Below are 16,632 nucleotides of genomic sequence, written 5' to 3'. Positions count from 1 at the left end.
CTTGCGCTTTTCTAATGTCCGTGTTCCTGTGTACACTTGATATATCAAAATTAGTAGGGGGAAATCGACATGTTGAAGATCGGAATCATTGGTTTAGGGGATATTGCTCAAAAGGCCTATCTGCCTGTATTCGCGGAAAAGGGAGATGTTGAATTCCACCTTTATACACGTGATATTTCCAAGCTGAAAACTCTTGCTGCAAAGTATAGATTTTCTCATATCCATTTAAGTCTCGAGGAGCTAATTGAAAGTGGAGTTAAGGGTGCTTTTGTCCATAGTGCAACTGACTCACATCATGAAATTGTAAAAAAACTGCTGCTGGCTGGTATCCATGTGTATGTCGATAAGCCGATTGCCTATGAGTATGAAAAAACCAGGGAATTGACAGAGCTGGCTGAGGATAAAGGCTTAATATTAATGACAGGTTTCAACCGGAGGTATGCGCCGGCGTATAAACAGTTAGCTGAGTTGAAAGAACCGAATATGGTAATCATGCAGAAAAACAGGAAGGCCTTGCCTGGGGAAATACGCCATTTCATACTCGATGATTTTATCCATGTGGTCGATACGTTAAGATTGTTGTTTCCCTACGACATAAAGCAGATCAATGTTACCGGAAAGAAAAATGGAGCTTTTTTGCACCACGTAGTAATTCAGCTGCAGGCAGAAGAGGGAATCGCAATCGGAATTATGAACCGTGACAGCGGCGTTGTCGAGGAAAAGGTAGAAGTATTCCAATCCAATCAAAAAAGAACCGCAGTGAATGTTTCAGACATCATTGTTCAGGAAAACAGGAATGAAACGAGACATGGAGGAAATGACTGGGAGCCGACCCTCCATAAGCGCGGCTTCGAGCAAATTATTTTTGATTTCCTCCAGGCGGTCGGAAATAATTCATTACCTTCAATTAGCGCAAAGGATTCGCTGGTAACGCATGAGCTCTGTGAAAAAATCGTGGTCGAATTAGAATTGATTTAAGCAAAAGGACAAGCCCCGTCCTCTTACATAGAGTGACGGGGCTTATTTTATACATATATAAAATAACCAACAAACAAGAAACCAAGAACGTACATAATCGGATGGACTTCCCTAAGCTTGCCCATGCCGAGCATCATCAATGGATAAAGAATGAAACCAAGGGCGATTCCTGTTGCCACACTGAAGGTGAGCGGCATCATGATGATTGTGACGAATGAAGGAATAATCACTGCAAGATTGCTCCAGTTGATTTTACTGATTTCAGTTGCCATCAACGCACCAACAATAATGAGTGCTGGGGCGGTAACTTCTGGCGTGATGACTGATAGGATCGGAGAGAAGAGCATTGCCACACCGAAACACGCCGCAATGATCACTGAAGTGAAGCCGGTCCGACCGCCGACCGCGATGCCTGCTGATGATTCAACGAAAGACGCTGTTGTGGAGGTGCCAAGTACAGCTCCAGCAACAGCTGACCCTGCGTCAGCAAGTAGTGCACGCCCCGCATTGGGAATTTTATTGTCCTTCATCAGACCAGCCTGGCTTGCTACCGCAATAAGTGCACCAGCAGTATCAAAGAAAGCAACAAACAAGAATGTGAAAATGACGGCAAGGACATCTGGAGAAGATATCTCCAATGTGATTGAAGACGACACCAAACGTAGGTGAGATATCAGGAACCGAACCGACGATTGCTGTAGGTTTTTCAATCAAGCCAGTTAAAATTCCAGCGATTGTCGCAATCACCATTCCATAAAAGATGCCGCCACTGATTCCGCGAGCCATCATGATGATACTGACGATGAAGCCGAAGAGGGCAAGCAGGACAGGGCCTGATGTCAGGTTGCCGATAGAGACAAAAGTCGCTTCGCTGCCAACGATGATACCCGCATTTTTCAAGCCGATGAAGGCGACGAAGAAACCGATGCCAGCCGCGATTGCATGCTTAAGATCCTGTGGGATGACATTGATGATTTTTTCGCGGATCTTCAAAAGGCTGAGGATGACGAACAGAACACCCGCGATGAATACACCAGTAAGGGCGACCTCCCATTTTACTCCCATGCCGATGCTTACGGTAAAAGTGAAAAATGAATTCAAGCCCATGCTTGGAGCGATCCCAATCGGGAAGTTAGCAAGCAGACCGATAAGAAGGGACCCGATGATGGCTGACAGAGCTGTAGCTGTAAAAACAGCCCCCTTATCCATGCCTGCCTGGCTGAGGATTAATGGATTGACGACAAGAATGTACGCCATCGACAGGAACGTCGTAATTCCGGCGAGGGTTTCCTGTTTATAAGTTGTGTTTCGTTCTGCGAACTGGAAAAAGTTTTTCATGTGTGCTGTCCTCCTGGTTGCGTTTGGTAGAAAAATAAAAAACTCCGGCAGTTTTATGCTGCCGGAGTACCACAAAGGACAAATAGATGCCAAAAAGAATAGCAAATATCAAAGTCCCTTGTAGTCACGCTTTTTACGGTAGCATGGTAGAAACGTCCGAGCCATATTCTCGAACATATACAAGGAAAAGATTATGGATTTAAATAATACTAGTGATAGTATCAGCTATTTACATCGAGGTCAATTACAATTCTTAAAGTTTATCTATTTGTTTTTTTCTGATTATTAGATTGATGGAAGTTATTTTGTACCAACTTAAGACAGGTTTGAGGTTTGAGGAGAAAGCGAAAAAAGCTGTCAAAAGAAGAGCGAACTTAAGACAGGTTTGAGGAGAAAGCGAGAAAAGCTGTCAAAAGAAGAGCGAACTTAAGACAGGTTTGAGAGGAAAACAAGAAAAGCTGTCAAAAAAGAGCCAACTTAAGACAGGTTTGAAGAGAAAACGAGAAAAGCTGTCAAAAGAAAAGAGTATAGCTGTGTGCGCTATCGAAGTCGCTGAATTCAGATGAAGATTATTGAAATTACCATGTGAGTTTACTGGATCAAGCTGGCTTTCACTGAATTACATGTGGTTCGGGGAATCAACTCGGATAAATCCCTGCACGGGTATCAGAAATCCCTTTGTTTAGGAGTTTTTGACAACTTTTTGACGAGAAGATGTGAATAATAAATGAACTAAATGGCAAAACACCCCTGTTTGGTTTTTTACTTACTATAATGATAGTGTAATCCAAATGGAGGTGCCAATAATGAACGTAACAACGATTATTGAATTGGAAAATCGTGAAGTGAGAAGATGGCTGGAGCAAAACTAGTATTTATACAGGAACAGATTGATGCAAATATCGTGGAAACATGCGTTGATTGTTTTAAATATGAAGGTTCTGAAGATTGCCTGGACACAGATGATGCAATGCAAAGAGTTTTTAATGCACTGAAAGCAAATGGAATGATTCCTGGAGCAGTGGAAGATTTTTCGTATGAGATGCCTTCTTGCGAGAGATTGAGAAAAGATGTTTATGAAGAGCAGGACATGCCGCAAAAAGTGATTCTGAGCTTTGCGATATAAGACATGAAAAAGGAGTTCTTTCTTGGAACTCCTTTTTAAGTTGAATAACTGCACTTTTTTTGTGAAAAACGTGACTTTTATCAAAGAGAAGCCGGGAAGAAATTTATATAATGAAGATGACTTAATATGAAAACGCATTCAATAAGGGGTGGGAACCGGTGAAAAAATGTGCGGACATCACCATTATTACCGGCCATTTTGGCAGCGGTAAAACAGAAATCTCTATTAATCTAGCAGTCGAGGCAAGGAAAACAAATACCAGGACAGCAGTTGCCGATCTCGACATCGTTAATCCATATTACCGTGCGAGGGATGCGAGAAATATTTTTGAACAAAAGGGAATTGAACTTATTGCACCTGCTGAAAGGCTTGCAGCCGCTGATTTGCCGATTGTTCCGGGCGATATGAGCAGGGTGATCTATGACCCGGCCTATAAGCTGATCGTCGATGCTGGAGGAGATAAAGATGGAGCTACGGCACTGGGGCAATTTTATAACGACTGGAAAGAAATGAAGCCAGAGGTGCTGTTTATTTTGAATTCAAACCGGCCATATGTCAGTACTCTGGAGGGGGCGGTTGAGACACTGCAGAAAATCGAAAAAGCCTCCAGGCTGAATATCACAGGAATTATCAATAACTCAAATGTAGGATCCGAGACGACAATTCAGGATGTCAAAAAGGGATTTATGTTAGGCAAGGAGCTGTCAGATAAATTGGGAATTCCTTTGCTGTACACGATGGTACCGCAGCATTTATCAGCTGAAAGTGCTGGAATTGAGTCGGATTCCCAGGTGAAAGTGATTTCGAGATATCTAAAATTGCCATGGGAAATGTAAAGGAGGCAAAAGCGGTGGAGCAGAGAGTGGTTTTTAATGAGGAGACTTGTAAATCATGCAAGCTGTGTGTGAACGCTTGTCCGACCAATGTGATCTATCTTGCTGATTACTTGAATGAAAAAGGGTACCGGCCGGCTGTTGTGACAGACCAGGAAAATTGCATCAGCTGCGGCAAGTGTGCGCAAATGTGTCCGGATTCGGTCATTACTGTCTATAGGCCAGAAAAGGTAAGGAAATCTGTATAGCAAAGGAGTTTTGACAATGGGGAAAGTACTTATGAAGGGTAACGAAGTCATTGCGGAAGCTGCTGTCCATGCGGGCTGCAAGTATTTTTTCGGCTATCCGATCACGCCGCAGAGTGAGCTTGTTGCCTATATGGCCAGAAGGCTGCCCGAGGTTGGCGGGTTATTTTTACAGGCGGAAAGTGAAGTAGCAGCAATCAATATGGTGTATGGAGCGGCTGGAACCGGTGTGCGAGTGATGACCTCATCGTCGAGTCCTGGATTCAGCTTGAAACAGGAAGGAATCTCATACCTTGTTGGTGCAGAATTGCCGGCACTGATTGTGAATGTTGTCCGCGGGGGACCAGGACTAGGCAATATCCAGCCGGCGCAGTCGGACTATTTCCAGGTGACAAAAGGGGGAGGCCATGGTGATTACCATACACCTGTGTTGGCTCCATCGACGCTTCAGGAAATCATTGAGCTGACAGAAGCGGCATTTGATATTGCTGACCGCTATCGGACGCCAGTCATCCTGCTTGGGGACGGCATGCTGGGACAGATGATGGAACCGGTTGAGTTCAAGGAATTGAAGGAAAGAGAACCGGAACAGAAGGAATGGGCTACCACGGGAACACGCGGCGATGGGAAACCAAGAATTATCTCCTCCCTTGAATTGAATGCTGATGCACTCGAAAAACGGAATGAACTTTTACAGAAAAAATTTGCCATGATTAAGCAAAATGAAGTCAGATACGAAACGTTTGAAACTGAAGATGCCGATTATATTGTAACTGCTTATGGAACAGCAGCAAGGATTGCCATGAATGCGATCAACAGAGCGAGAAAAGACGGGCTGAAAATCGGGATGATCCGTCCTGTTACACTTTGGCCATTCCCTGAGCAGCCGTTCATTGAAACACGTCACAGGGTGAAGGGCTATCTTTCAGTCGAGATGAGCGCAGGCCAGATGGTTGAGGATGTCAGACTTGCTGTCGAGGGCCATGCCCCGGTTTCCTTCTTTGGGCGCACTGGCGGCGTCGTTCCTGCGCAGGAAGAAATTTATGATCAAATCATAAAGCTGGCAGGGGGTGTTGAGGTATGACAATGAAGACCGTGTTCGAGAAAACAACTGGATTGACTGATAACCAGACGCACTATTGTCCCGGCTGTACGCACGGAATCATCCACAGGATGGTTGGCGAAGTTCTTGAGGAAATGGGGATTCTTGAGGATACTGTTGGTGTCGCTTCCGTCGGTTGCTCTGTGCTGTCCTATGAATATTTCAATTGTGATATGACCCAGGCTGCGCATGGCAGGGCCCCGGCTGTCGCGACAGGCATCAAGCGGGTCCTTCCTGACCGATTTGTTTTTACCTACCAGGGTGATGGCGACCTAGCATCGATTGGAATTGCCGAGGCTGTCCATGCTGCTGCAAGAGGTGAAAATTTTACCGTTATTTTTGTGAATAATGCGATTTATGGTATGACAGGCGGTCAAATGGCACCTACTACATTGGTTGGCCAGAAAACGGCGACGACTCCATTCGGACGGGATGGAAGCATCCAGGGATTGCCGATCAGAGTGAGTGAAATGCTGTCAACTCTGGATGGAACAGCTTATATCGAACGAGTTTCAACGCATGATGTGCCGAACATCCTTAAAGCGAAGAAAGCGATTCGCAAAGCATTTGAAACACAGAAGCAGGGACTGGGTTTCTCGATGGTCGAGATTCTGTCCAGCTGTCCGACGAACTGGGGACTTGACCCAAATGAATCGCTGAATTGGATTAAGGACAACATGGTGCCTGCCTATCCTCTTGGCGTGTATAAGGATCCAGAGAAGGGGGATGTTCGCTGATGGAGGAAATCTTGATAGCGGGATTTGGAGGCCAGGGAGTCATGTCGATGGGCCAGCTGATTGCCTATGCAGGGATGACTGAAGGGAGGTATGTATCATGGCTGCCATCTTACGGACCAGAGCAGCGCGGCGGTACCGCCAACTGTGCAGTTGTCGTCAGCGAAGAACAGGTAGGTTCACCCATTGTTTCAAGGCCGACGACAGTGATAGTCCTTAATAACCCTTCATATGAAAAGTTTGAACCAATGGTCAGGGCAGGCGGGTTATTAGTTGTGAACTCATCTTTGATTTCAAAAGTGTCAGCCAGGACCGATATAAGAGTTTTAACTATCGATGCAACCGACAAGGCAAACGAGCTTGGCAATCCAAAAGTCGCAAACATGGTCCTGCTTGGGGCATTCCTGGAAGAAACGGGTATTCTGTCCGATGAATCAATTTTGGAAGCATTGAAGAAAGTGCTTTCCCCTGAAAAGCACTCCTTATTAGAAATCAATCGCCGCGCACTTGAACTGGGGCGATCATTGACTAAGGAAACCAGTCCAAAGGCTTAATGTGGGTGGATGGGCAATATTATTGAAGAGTTATGTGCGTGAACCGGGAAAAACGGAAGTGACGGTCACATATAGGGCTGGCATACTCCAAGTTTCATAATGCGCACTCTTAATGTACTGAAACAATGATGATTCAAAACCAGAAATAACTAAAGGAACCAATCATCAAAAAGCGCTGCCAGTTTTTCTATGGCAGCGCTTTTGAACGTGTATTAATTTATTGCCGTTTCTATGAAAAGCATACAAATCCCTTATTCCAAAAGCTCCAAAATTAACGGGACGGCTGCCTGGAGTGAAGGGGCCTGTTTATCGGCTCCTGTTTCTTCGTTCCCAATAAAGACAGTTTTGCAGCCTGCTTTTTTGCCAGCTTCGATATCGCGCTCGTGATCGCCGACCATAACGCTGCCGGAAAGGTCGATATCATACCTGCTGGCAAGGTCAAGAAGCATTCCAGCATTTGGTTTGCGGCATTCGCAGCCTGCCTTCGGTTTGTGTGGGCAGTAGGCAACCTCCTTGATATGGCCACCATGTTCCCTGATCATCTTTATCATGTGGTCATGGATTTCGTGCAGGCGCTTTTCCTTCAGGAATCCCAGTCCGACTCCGCCTGATTGGTTACTACAAAAATTTCATAGCCAGCCTTGCTCAAGTCTGCGACTGCTTCTGCTGCACCCTCAAGGAGATAAAAATCTTCAGGGGTGTTAACGAATTTTACCCGGTGAGATAATACTTCATTGAGTACTCCATCCCTGTCCAAAAATATTGCTTTTTTCATTATGTTCCTCCGTTTGTCCTAACATCTTTTAAAACTATTATCTTCTCGGCATTCTGATGTCGTGATACATAGCGGTTGCCGGTGATCCAAAAACGCCATGGATAATCTCTTGCTTCTCCGGAATTGTCGATGCCGATTCTCTTCCCTGAAGAAATGCTCTCAGGTACAAACCCTTGAGAGATGAAAAGTGGCTTCTCTGTTAAGGGATGCCCGTAATCGGATGTATTTATGCCCAGTGCTTTCGTTAGCTTTCCTGGTCCATTGGTGAGATTGGCTGACTCCGGCATACCCCTGCGCTTAACCATTAAGTCGATTCCTTCGACAGGTTCGATGGCCCTGATCAAAACTGCCTCTGGATTGTCTTTCTTTCCACTGACAACATTGAAGAGTGTATGGGTGTGCATAACATAAGTATAGGCTACCCCGGCTTCATGAAACATGATCTCTGTCCTTTTCGTCCTGCGATTATTATAGCTGTGTGCGGCTTTGTCCATTGGGCCGACATAGGCTTCTGTCTCCACAATTATTCCCGCGGCTTTTCCTTCCTCAGTTTCTTTCACTAAAATGCATCCCAGGAGCGATACCGCCAATTCTAGGGTAGGCTGCTGATAGAAATTTTTATCTAGTGCATGAAAAATAAGCCCTTCTTCTGCCATATAACCTCCTAATAACTCTTTTTACTCTTTATACCCTGCATCCGAATGAGTCATCCATTATTTTATGCCCAAAATACCTAGTATTTTTTCGAAAATACCTAGTGAAAAAAATAGCGGATAGGCTAAAGATGGTTTATAGTATTTTTAAAGGTCTGACAGATTTAGTTTCCATAAGGAGAGTATCTATTATATGTGGAAAAAATGGTTATGGGCTGCATTGATTGCTGCAGTCATTTTTTTCCTTGTTCCATATAGCCTTCCGCTCATTTTTGCTGTGTTAACAGCCGTCATGCTCGAAGGAATGGTTCAATGGATTATGAAAAGATTTTCATTCAAGCGTCTTCAGTCTGTGATTGGAGTATTTATCAGCTATGTGCTCCTGCTTGGTGTTATTGGATATAACCTGGTTTCAATTATTGCCCATCAAGCGGTATCATTATCCGAACGAACTCCTACTTTCGTAAGGGACATTTACAGGACAGCAATTCTCCCTTTAATGGGCAAGTGGGAATTCTATTCAAAAAACTTCCCGGGAGAAGTCATTGACCAGATTGAAGCGACGATTGAAAAGAATATCAATACACTCGATTCGTTCCTGCAGCAATTCATTGCCGGCATAATCAATTTGCTTACGGCAATACCAGGGTTCATGATTGAGTTTCTTGTTTATCTTATTGCGTTATTTTTGTTCAGTCTTGAACTTCCTAATCTTAAAATGAAGCTGGAATCCCATTTGAAGGAGCAAACCCGACAGAAGGTGTTCCTGGTTGGAAGCCAGTTGAACAAAGCCGGAATAGGGTTTTTAAAAGCGCAGGTTATCCTGAGCTTAGTCACCTTTATCATGGCCATGGCGGGCTTGAGCATTCTTGGGGTTAAATATACAGGACTGCTGTCATTGTTGATTGTCATTGTCGATATCCTGCCGATTCTCGGAACTGGATCGGTCCTTGTTCCCTGGGCCGTTATTGCCATTCTGCAGGATAATCATTTTCTGGGGATTGGATTAATTATTTTGTTCCTGGTCATCACTGTTGTCCGCAGGGTGATCGAGCCAAAGATTTATTCATCAAACCTTGGCATCTCACCGCTTGCCTCATTGATCAGCATGTATATTGGACTCAAACTACTCGGGCTTTCCGGGATTTTTATCGGTCCGATTGTCGTGATTATCTACGACACTTTAAGAAAAGCAAATGTTATCAGGCTGAATTTCAAGATTTGATTTTCAGGCCGCTTTTTTGGATAGCAGCACATGATTAAGCATAAATTATGTTTGTTACCAAGAAGGAGGAAATCAGGAATGAACGTAGGCCGTGCAAAAGAAATTGTTGAGTCAGCAGATATGATTAATGTAACTTATGATGTGACACCAATCATCATCCAGCATGTTGATGAGAAGACCAAAATGGCGAGGATTTATTCAAAATCAGAACCGGATGTAGAAAGAGACGTACCAGTCTTGAATTTAATAGAGGAATAGAAATACGGGAGAATCTACGTCTCCCGTTTTTCCATATTATAGAGCGGTAATGTGATTTTGAATTGGGTGCCTTCGTTCATTTTGCTTTTAACGTCTACCGTACCGCCCATTTCGTGGATAATCTTATTAACGACCATCATGCCAAGCCCGGTGCCCTTTTCTGCCTTGGTTGAAAAGTAAGGTTGCCCGATTTTCGCTAATTGCTGTGGAGACATGCCGCATCCTGTATCTTTAATCGTGATGGATACATGGTTATTGGCCATCTCGCGGCAGCTGATTACCAGGTCACCGCCGTTTGGCATAGCCTCAATGCCGTTTTTGATGATATTGAGTATACATTGGTGGAATTTGGCGGCTTCACCGACAACATTCATTCCCGCCATCAAATCCCTTTTTATATTTACCGAAAAATGATTTGCATAAGGAGGATGAGCTCAAGTGCTTTCTCGATTTCTTCCTTTACACATATGGATGAATCCATTTCCGATTGTGGTTTGGCGAAATTCAGGTAATCTTTAATGATCGTTTCTGCACGATCGAGCTCATCAATTGCAGTATTCAAATAATAAAGCCTCTTCTTTTCCTCAATAGTAGGATCTTTAAGCATTTGCAGAAATCCTCGTGTGACCGTAAGCGGGTTGCGTACCTCATGACTGACACTCGCAGCCAACTGGGAGACAACCTCAATCTTATCTGACTTGATGACAGCATTATGTAAAAGCTGATTCTGCCTCATGATTTCAATGTAATATGTCACAATAAAAATTCCGGCAGAAAGGGCAAGACCGTATAAGAGAATGAATTGAAAATTAGACAAGTCGTCAAACACCGCCGCCTTCATCAGGAAAATGAGGACGGTATAAGATAAAGCGACCGCCACAACAGTATATAGTTTCCTGGATAGAGGGAAAGCCCTGAACTTACTGGATAGATAAACGGTTAAAACAGTGATGGTGAGCATGTTGAAAAAGTTAATCCATACCCCGTTGCCACCAAAAGGAATTCTTGCGGCTACAACAATGATGAAAAGCATGATGCTGACAACCGGACCGCCGTACAAGCCTCCAAGGACAACGGGGATCAATCGGAGGTCGAAGATGAAATCAGGACTGCCAATCACCGTAAAAGACATGCAGAACAGAATTTGAATTCCGCCCAAAATAATAATGAATGTTTTGGCGTTTTTCCTATATAACTTGTGAATTTGTTAACGATAATGTATTGGAACACGAATGTAGAAAACAGGATGAAGATCAGATTCAATACAAGAACAGTTAATTGGTTCATAGTCTTAATCTCCAGTCGACAAGGAGCGGTCGCTCCATTCAAAATATATGTTTGTTAAAAGACATATTATTCGGATATATTGCTTTTACTTTAACACAAAACTGATTTCAGTTGTTTTTATCATGACTATTTTTTTGCCATAGTTGCTTATGGGGTATGTTTTTGAACAAATAGGTTCTCTTGGCTCTTTTCGAGTTTACTTCGCTACTGGAAAGGCATGAAGAGTCGTCATTCTCAAGTATGGTTTACTGGATGCACAAGCGGATTATTGGATGGCTGTCAGTACTTGGCGATATACTATTTTTACAAAAACTGCAGAGGAGGCAATATTATGGCCAGAAACTCATTAACCCTTTTCACCCGGCCGATGTGAACAGACTGCCAGAAAGCGAAGGAGTTTCTTTCGCAGAATCATGTACCGTATGAAGAAATCAATGTCCAGGGTGAGCCAGAACAGGAGAAAAAGCTTAAAGAACAGACGGGTACAGCGATTGTACCAGCGTTCATATTCACAAGCACTAAGCTCTTTTTTATGAAGGACAAAAAGGTTTTGATCGGATTTGAAAATAACAGAACTGAAATCGAGAAGCTTGTCGACAGCTTATAATTAATTAATAAAGACAAAAAGCCATCCAATTTGGAGGCTTTTTGTTCTTTGATAAAAATTTTAAGTGACATGGAACTATATTGAAGTTCATAAATTATAATGTATAAATCTTTCAAGAGGGAGGGTAATATTTTAATTCCGAGTTGACTTATAAGAATACATGTATTATATTATTCGAGAATGATAAATTAGGGGGGAAAGACAGTGACCACTGGACTTGTTATTTTAAATATTGCAGTTATGCTAGGCATCATTGCTGTTCTTTTTTACATGCAAAAGAAACATGTATCTTTTTCTAAACGAGTATTCATTGCACTGGGAATCGGGATTGTCTTCGGTTTTGCATTGCAATTCATTTATGGAGCGGGATCTGAGGTCATTACGCAGAGTACTGACTGGTTCTCGATCGTGGGAAGCGGTTATGTAAAGTTCCTGCAAATGATTGTTATGCCGCTGGTATTTATATCGATTTTGGCTGCTTTCACGAAGCTTAAGCTGACAAATAACATCGGTAAAATCAGTACACTGATCCTCGGCTTGCTGGTTGGCACAACAGCTGTTGCCGCTGCGGTTGGTATCGCTACTGCTGTTGGTTTCGACCTTGAAGCTGTGCAGATCACAGAGGGTGAGGCGGAGCAAGCGCGTGCTGAGAAGCTTGAGGAAACGTATGGTGGAATTGAAGGCCGTACAATGCCACAGCAAATTCTTGATCTCTTGCCAGCCAATCCCTTTCTTGACTTCACTGGTGCAAGACCAACTTCTACAATATCAGTAGTGATTTTCGCGGCATTCCTTGGAATAGCTTATCTTGGAGTGAGGAGGAAGTCTCCTGATCAAGCAGAGCTGTTTGCCAAGATTGTTGATGCTTTCTATGCGGTCATCATGAGGGTCGTCACGCTGATCCTGCGCCTGACTCCATATGGAGTTCTTGCCATCATGACAAAAACGGTTGCCTTAAGTGATTTCGACGCAATCTTGAAACTGGGTAAATTCGTAGCAGCTTCATATGTTGCTCTTGCAATCATGTTCATTATCCACTTGTTATTACTGACGATTGCTGGTTTGAATCCAGTCACTTATATTAAAAAAGCCTTTCCTGTTCTCGCGTTTGCTTTCACTTCAAGAACGAGTGCCGGGGCATTGCCATTAAATATCAAAACACAGCGTTCGCTTGGCGTTCCAGAGGGCATTGCCAACTTTGCCGGTTCCTTCGGGTTATCTATCGGACAAAATGGCTGCGCGGGGATATATCCTGCGATGCTGGCTGTCATGATTGCACCATCAGTTGGAGTTGATCCATTGACACCATCATTCATCGCAACTGTTATCGCCATCGTAGCCATCAGTTCCTTCGGAGTTGCCGGTGTTGGGGGCGGAGCTACATTTGCAGCATTGCTTGTGCTCTCTGCATTGAACCTGCCAGTTGCTCTTGCCGGCTTGCTGATTTCAATCGAACCATTAATCGATATGGGACGTACAGCAGTAAATGTAAGCGGCTCGATGACTTCAGGTATCCTGACAAGCAGAATCACAAAAGAAATAGACCCGACTGTCTACACAGACATGAATCAAAAAATCGAAGCAGAAGCATAGAAAAGAGTAAAATCCCGCCAAAGTCACTTGAGGCGGGATTTTTTATTGGTTAGGAAACTATAAAATTTATTTAGTTGTGGATAACTACATGTAGTATTCTTAATCTAGCTCCAGCGCCTAGCCCCTCGAGACGTTTCGGTCCGCCCGATGAAGTCAAAGAACGACTTCACCGGTCGGCCCTCCAACGCTTGTCGGGGCTGAACAAGGCGCTTGCGCTTTTTGTTCATACAGGAAGCTATTTTGAAAAATGTTAAAGGATCGTCTCCCTCTTAATCACACACAGTGCCGTCATCAATCCGACGCAAGTAATCGTAAGCAGTGAGTACATGAATTTTTCCAGTCCGATCACTTTTAATCCTGACAAAACCACAAGGCCATCTATCATAAAAATCAAGAGTCCAACATTCAGAGAGAAAAATTTATGGATCAACTGGGCTAACAGGTCAGTTCCGCCAGTGCTGGTTTCATAGCGGAGCATTAAGCCAATCCCACAGCCAACTAATAGGCCGCCTATGATCGCGCTTGAAAAAATGCCTAATTGCAGTCCTTGTTCAATTGGAGCGAACAAGTCAATGAACAGACTTGATACCAACAATCCATGCAGACTATGAAAAAAATATTTTCGCTCCAGTATCCAGGCCAGTACGTATAATGGAATACTGAGAAAAATCATGGTCAAGCCCGTCGGCCAGCCATAAAAATAGTGCATAATCAAGCCAATTCCGATCATTCCGCCGTCGAGCAAATGGTGGGGGACCAGAAAGCCATTGACTCCAACCCCCAGTAACAAGCTGCCTATTAATACTGCGAGAACCTTACCAGTCATACATTATCACCCACCTTGTCCTTCTCCCATTATTTCTATGTAGAATGGCAAGCGATAGAACAGACTATAAAAAAGAACCCGCTGTTTAGGCGGGTTCGGGTATTACTTTAAGAATCACTTTTTGAACTTAGATTAGTGTCTAGCTCCAGCGCCTAGCCCCTCGAGTCGCTTCGATCCGCCCAATGAAGTCAAAGAACGACTTCACCGGTCGGCCTCCAGCGCTTGTCGGGGCTGACCAAGCGCTTACGCTTTTCATTAGTGTGGCAAGAAAGCAAGCTGGTAAAAGAACAGCACTGCAAAAACGTAAAGCAGAGGGTGAACATCACGCCATTGCCCTTTTACAACTTTTAGTAATGGATAAGAAATGAAACCAAGTGCGATTCCTGTTGCGATGCTTGATGTAAGCGGCATGCTCAAGATGATCAAGAAAGCAGGGAATGCTTCATCAAGCTGGTCCCAGCTGATTTGAGAGATGCTTCCCATCATTAAGCTTCCAACAATAATCAGTGCCGGAGCTGTAATAGCCGACAATCCGGAAACCGCACTGACAAGCGGTCCGAAGAAAGCAGCAGCGATGAATAGCCCAGCTACTGTCAGCGAAGTAAGACCAGTACGTCCTCCTGCAGCCACACCTGAAGATGATTCAATGTAAGCTGTTGTCGGGCTTGTTCCGAACATAGCACCAGCGGCAGTTGCGATCGAATCTGACAGCAATGCTTCTCTTGCACGCGGCATTGAATTTCCTTTCATCAAGCCTGCCTGATGAGCCACGCCAATCATTGTGCCGGTAGTATCAAAGATTGTCACAAGGATAAAAGAAAAGACAACTGCGTATAAGCTGTTTTGTACAACATCCATCAATGCTGTCCATGGATTCAGGACAATCATGCCTTCAGGAAGTGATGGCATAGACATGAAACCCTCTTTAAAGTCCAATTGGCCTGTGAAGAAGGCGATCAATGCAGTGACGACCATTCCCAGGAACAAAGCTCCATTCACTTTAAGCACCATTAAGACAAGCGTGACCGCTAGACCAATCAACGCCAGCACTGCTGATGGGGAATGCAGATCCCCAAGGCCTACCAGGTTCGATGGGTGGTCGGTGATGATTCCTGTAAGACGCAAACCGATGAAAGCAATGAAAAGTCCAATACCTGCGGTGATTCCGTGCTTTAAGTTGCTGGAATCGCCTCAATTAACTTCTCACGGAACGGAGTCAGGGACAGGATGACAAATATTAACCCCGCGATAAAAACCGCAGCGAATGCAGTCTCATATGAAATGTTCTGGTTATTGCCTACAACAGAGTAGGCAAAGTAAGCGTTCAGCCCCATACCAGGAGCGATAGCGATTGGATAATTAGCAAATAAGGCCATCCACAGCGTACCGATCACAGCAGCGATGATTGTCGCTGTAAAAACTTGCTCAAAGGGAACGCCGGCATCAGCCAGGATGATAGGATTGACAACAACAATATAAACCATTGTGAAAAAGGTCGTTATACCAGCCATCATTTCTGTTTTTGCATTCGTGTTGTTCTCTTTTAATTTAAACATGAGTTCCTCCAAAAATACGAACGATTTTTAAACACAATAAATATAATATTCGTTTTTGATGTGTTTTTCAAGTGTGAATTTCAAGAAAATCCAATAATAAGTGTCAGGGAAGTATTCGGAAATGTTAAATGTCCATTTATTGTACCCTTATATGCATAGGGATAATTCATAAGGGTACGAAAAAAGCCTAAATGTACCCTTATGCAGAGTCTTTCCTCCTCATAAGGATACGAAAAGAGCCTAAATGTACCCTTATGCAGAGTCTTTCCTCCTCATAAGGATACGAAAAGAGCCTAAATATACCCTTATGCAGAGTTTTTCCTCCTCATAAGGGTACGAAAGAGACAGAAATGTACCCTTATGAGACATTTACTTCCCACCTAAGGACTTCATACATTCCATTTTCAAAGGGCCGCTGTAATTTTTGGGCAGTTTTAGGTATAACAGCATCAGTGCAAAAAAACTGCAGACAAGGAACCATCCCAAGGTTTTGTCTGCACCTCTAAGTCAACTTTTTTTAAAATAATCCTTCGTTAGCAACAATCCTCCAATGTAAAGCGCCAACGCAAAGTAGGCGGGAAGCAGGTGGATGAAATCGATGTAACCTATATACAGATGTGTGAAAATTCCTGCTGAAAAAGCGGGTATTCCTCCGATCAGGAAGGTCCTCCAAACCCAGGCAGATCCTTCATGGAATCCCCACAGCGACAGCGTTAATACAAGAAAACCAACACTGAAGAGTGCGCTGCCAAAGCCTGCGCGGTCGTGTGCAATGACGGGTATCAATTTTTCGTTCAGCGCATTCAGTTGGTCTGGTGTCATGCAGATATATGTCAGGTCGGTATCAACAAACACGTATGTCGCACCAATTGTCGAAATGACAATCCCTCCGAGCACAAAGGAGAAACCGAGGATGACAAACATGAGCTGGCCATACACTGC

The 16,632-nt window shown here is 43.8% G+C and carries 16 protein-coding genes, 4 pseudogenes and 1 riboswitch; of the genes and pseudogenes, 11 read left to right on the top strand and 9 right to left on the bottom strand.

Annotation, left to right across the window (positions count from 1 at the left end; genetic code table 11):
- Positions 1–69: 69 nt before the first annotated feature.
- On the top strand, positions 70–978 hold the full coding sequence (locus JCM21738_RS07815) for a Gfo/Idh/MocA family protein (RefSeq protein WP_023625504.1): 909 nt from the start codon (positions 70–72) through the stop codon (positions 976–978).
- A gap of 47 nt (positions 979–1,025) precedes the next feature.
- Here JCM21738_RS07815 and JCM21738_RS07810 read toward each other — a convergent pair.
- Positions 1,026–2,316: pseudogene (locus JCM21738_RS07810) on the bottom strand (NCS2 family permease).
- A 101-nt stretch (positions 2,317–2,417) separates the two neighbouring features.
- Positions 2,418–2,519: riboswitch (purine riboswitch) on the bottom strand.
- A gap of 650 nt (positions 2,520–3,169) precedes the next feature.
- On the opposite strand from JCM21738_RS07810, the gene JCM21738_RS07805 reads away from it, so the two are divergent.
- The 6 genes from JCM21738_RS07805 (at position 3,170) to JCM21738_RS07780 (ending at position 6,910) form a co-directional block, all read left to right on the top strand.
- The gene (locus JCM21738_RS07805) at positions 3,170–3,442 is read left to right on the top strand and encodes a hypothetical protein (RefSeq protein WP_035209179.1); all 273 of its coding nucleotides are present in this window, start codon (positions 3,170–3,172) and stop codon (positions 3,440–3,442) included.
- Between the two features lie 158 nt (positions 3,443–3,600).
- Entirely contained in the window at positions 3,601–4,278 is a 678-nt protein-coding gene (locus JCM21738_RS07800) for a nucleotide-binding protein (protein WP_023625499.1), read from the top strand.
- Positions 4,279–4,292: 14 nt separating this feature from the next.
- Positions 4,293–4,523, top strand: coding sequence for a 4Fe-4S binding protein (locus tag JCM21738_RS07795; protein WP_031307999.1), 231 nt, complete (start codon positions 4,293–4,295; stop codon positions 4,521–4,523).
- A 16-nt stretch (positions 4,524–4,539) separates the two neighbouring features.
- Positions 4,540–5,604 (top strand): 3-methyl-2-oxobutanoate dehydrogenase subunit VorB, encoded by a 1,065-nt coding sequence (locus JCM21738_RS07790; protein WP_023625497.1) that lies wholly within the window; start codon positions 4,540–4,542, stop codon positions 5,602–5,604.
- A complete protein-coding gene (locus JCM21738_RS07785) occupies positions 5,601–6,359 on the top strand; it encodes a thiamine pyrophosphate-dependent enzyme (protein ID WP_023625496.1) in 759 nt (252 codons plus the stop codon). Before JCM21738_RS07790 ends, JCM21738_RS07785 begins: the two co-directional genes overlap by 4 nt.
- Positions 6,359–6,910: a 2-oxoacid:ferredoxin oxidoreductase subunit gamma family protein gene (locus tag JCM21738_RS07780; protein WP_023625495.1), complete on the top strand. Its 552-nt coding sequence runs from the start codon at positions 6,359–6,361 to the stop codon at positions 6,908–6,910. The genes JCM21738_RS07785 and JCM21738_RS07780 overlap by 1 nt, the downstream gene beginning before the upstream one ends.
- A gap of 251 nt (positions 6,911–7,161) precedes the next feature.
- On the opposite strand, the pseudogene JCM21738_RS07775 reads toward JCM21738_RS07780, so the two are convergent.
- Both JCM21738_RS07775 and JCM21738_RS07770 read right to left on the bottom strand, forming a co-directional pair.
- Positions 7,162–7,685, bottom strand: a pseudogene (locus JCM21738_RS07775) (D-glycero-alpha-D-manno-heptose-1,7-bisphosphate 7-phosphatase).
- Complete coding sequence (locus tag JCM21738_RS07770; RefSeq protein ID WP_023625493.1) at positions 7,685–8,341, bottom strand: DNA-3-methyladenine glycosylase; 657 nt, start codon at positions 8,339–8,341, stop codon at positions 7,685–7,687. The pseudogene JCM21738_RS07775 and the gene JCM21738_RS07770 overlap by 1 nt, the downstream one beginning before the upstream one ends.
- 190 nt (positions 8,342–8,531) lie before the next feature.
- Between JCM21738_RS07770 and ytvI the strand changes: the two genes are divergently transcribed.
- Together ytvI and JCM21738_RS07760 are read left to right on the top strand one after the other, a co-directional pair.
- Positions 8,532–9,563, top strand: coding sequence for a sporulation integral membrane protein YtvI (gene ytvI, locus JCM21738_RS07765; RefSeq protein WP_023625492.1), 1,032 nt, complete (start codon positions 8,532–8,534; stop codon positions 9,561–9,563).
- Positions 9,564–9,641: 78 nt separating this feature from the next.
- Positions 9,642–9,821: an H-type small acid-soluble spore protein gene (locus JCM21738_RS07760; protein ID WP_023625491.1), complete on the top strand. Its 180-nt coding sequence runs from the start codon at positions 9,642–9,644 to the stop codon at positions 9,819–9,821.
- 14 nt (positions 9,822–9,835) lie between these two features.
- Here JCM21738_RS07760 and JCM21738_RS22350 read toward each other — a convergent pair whose 3' ends face one another.
- Together JCM21738_RS22350 and JCM21738_RS22345 are read right to left on the bottom strand one after the other, a co-directional pair.
- Positions 9,836–10,204 carry an ATP-binding protein gene (locus JCM21738_RS22350; protein WP_052019599.1) on the bottom strand — a complete coding sequence of 123 codons (369 nt, stop codon included), beginning with the start codon at positions 10,202–10,204 and terminating at the stop codon, positions 9,836–9,838.
- Between the two features lie 17 nt (positions 10,205–10,221).
- The gene (locus tag JCM21738_RS22345) at positions 10,222–11,025 is read right to left on the bottom strand and encodes a histidine kinase dimerization/phospho-acceptor domain-containing protein (RefSeq protein WP_256360187.1); all 804 of its coding nucleotides are present in this window, start codon (positions 11,023–11,025) and stop codon (positions 10,222–10,224) included.
- A 471-nt stretch (positions 11,026–11,496) separates the two neighbouring features.
- Here JCM21738_RS22345 and JCM21738_RS27230 point away from each other — a divergent pair.
- Together JCM21738_RS27230 and JCM21738_RS07750 are read left to right on the top strand one after the other, a co-directional pair.
- A pseudogene (locus JCM21738_RS27230) lies at positions 11,497–11,715 on the top strand (glutaredoxin family protein); the annotation flags it as partial.
- 240 nt (positions 11,716–11,955) lie between these two features.
- Positions 11,956–13,308, top strand: coding sequence for an L-cystine transporter (locus JCM21738_RS07750; protein WP_173401222.1), 1,353 nt, complete (start codon positions 11,956–11,958; stop codon positions 13,306–13,308).
- A gap of 104 nt (positions 13,309–13,412) precedes the next feature.
- Here the strand turns inward: JCM21738_RS07750 and JCM21738_RS26660 are convergent, their stop codons facing one another.
- The 4 genes and pseudogenes from JCM21738_RS26660 to JCM21738_RS27225 form a co-directional block, all read right to left on the bottom strand.
- Entirely contained in the window at positions 13,413–13,535 is a 123-nt protein-coding gene (locus tag JCM21738_RS26660; protein WP_256360185.1) for a hypothetical protein, read from the bottom strand.
- Positions 13,536–13,558: 23 nt separating this feature from the next.
- Complete coding sequence (locus JCM21738_RS07745) at positions 13,559–14,134, bottom strand: YitT family protein (RefSeq protein WP_023625488.1); 576 nt, start codon at positions 14,132–14,134, stop codon at positions 13,559–13,561.
- Between the two features lie 255 nt (positions 14,135–14,389).
- Positions 14,390–15,690: pseudogene (locus JCM21738_RS07740) on the bottom strand (NCS2 family permease).
- A 507-nt stretch (positions 15,691–16,197) separates the two neighbouring features.
- Positions 16,198–16,629: a hypothetical protein gene (locus JCM21738_RS27225; RefSeq protein ID WP_023625486.1), complete on the bottom strand. Its 432-nt coding sequence runs from the start codon at positions 16,627–16,629 to the stop codon at positions 16,198–16,200.
- Positions 16,630–16,632 lie beyond the last annotated feature (3 nt).

Origin of the sequence: Mesobacillus boroniphilus JCM 21738 (assembly GCF_000517385.1) — a bacterium.
Classification (GTDB): domain Bacteria; phylum Bacillota; class Bacilli; order Bacillales; family Cytobacillaceae; genus Mesobacillus; species Mesobacillus boroniphilus.
The sequence above is the reverse complement of the archived record's forward strand: the minus strand, read 5'-3'. Positions and strand labels throughout refer to the sequence as shown.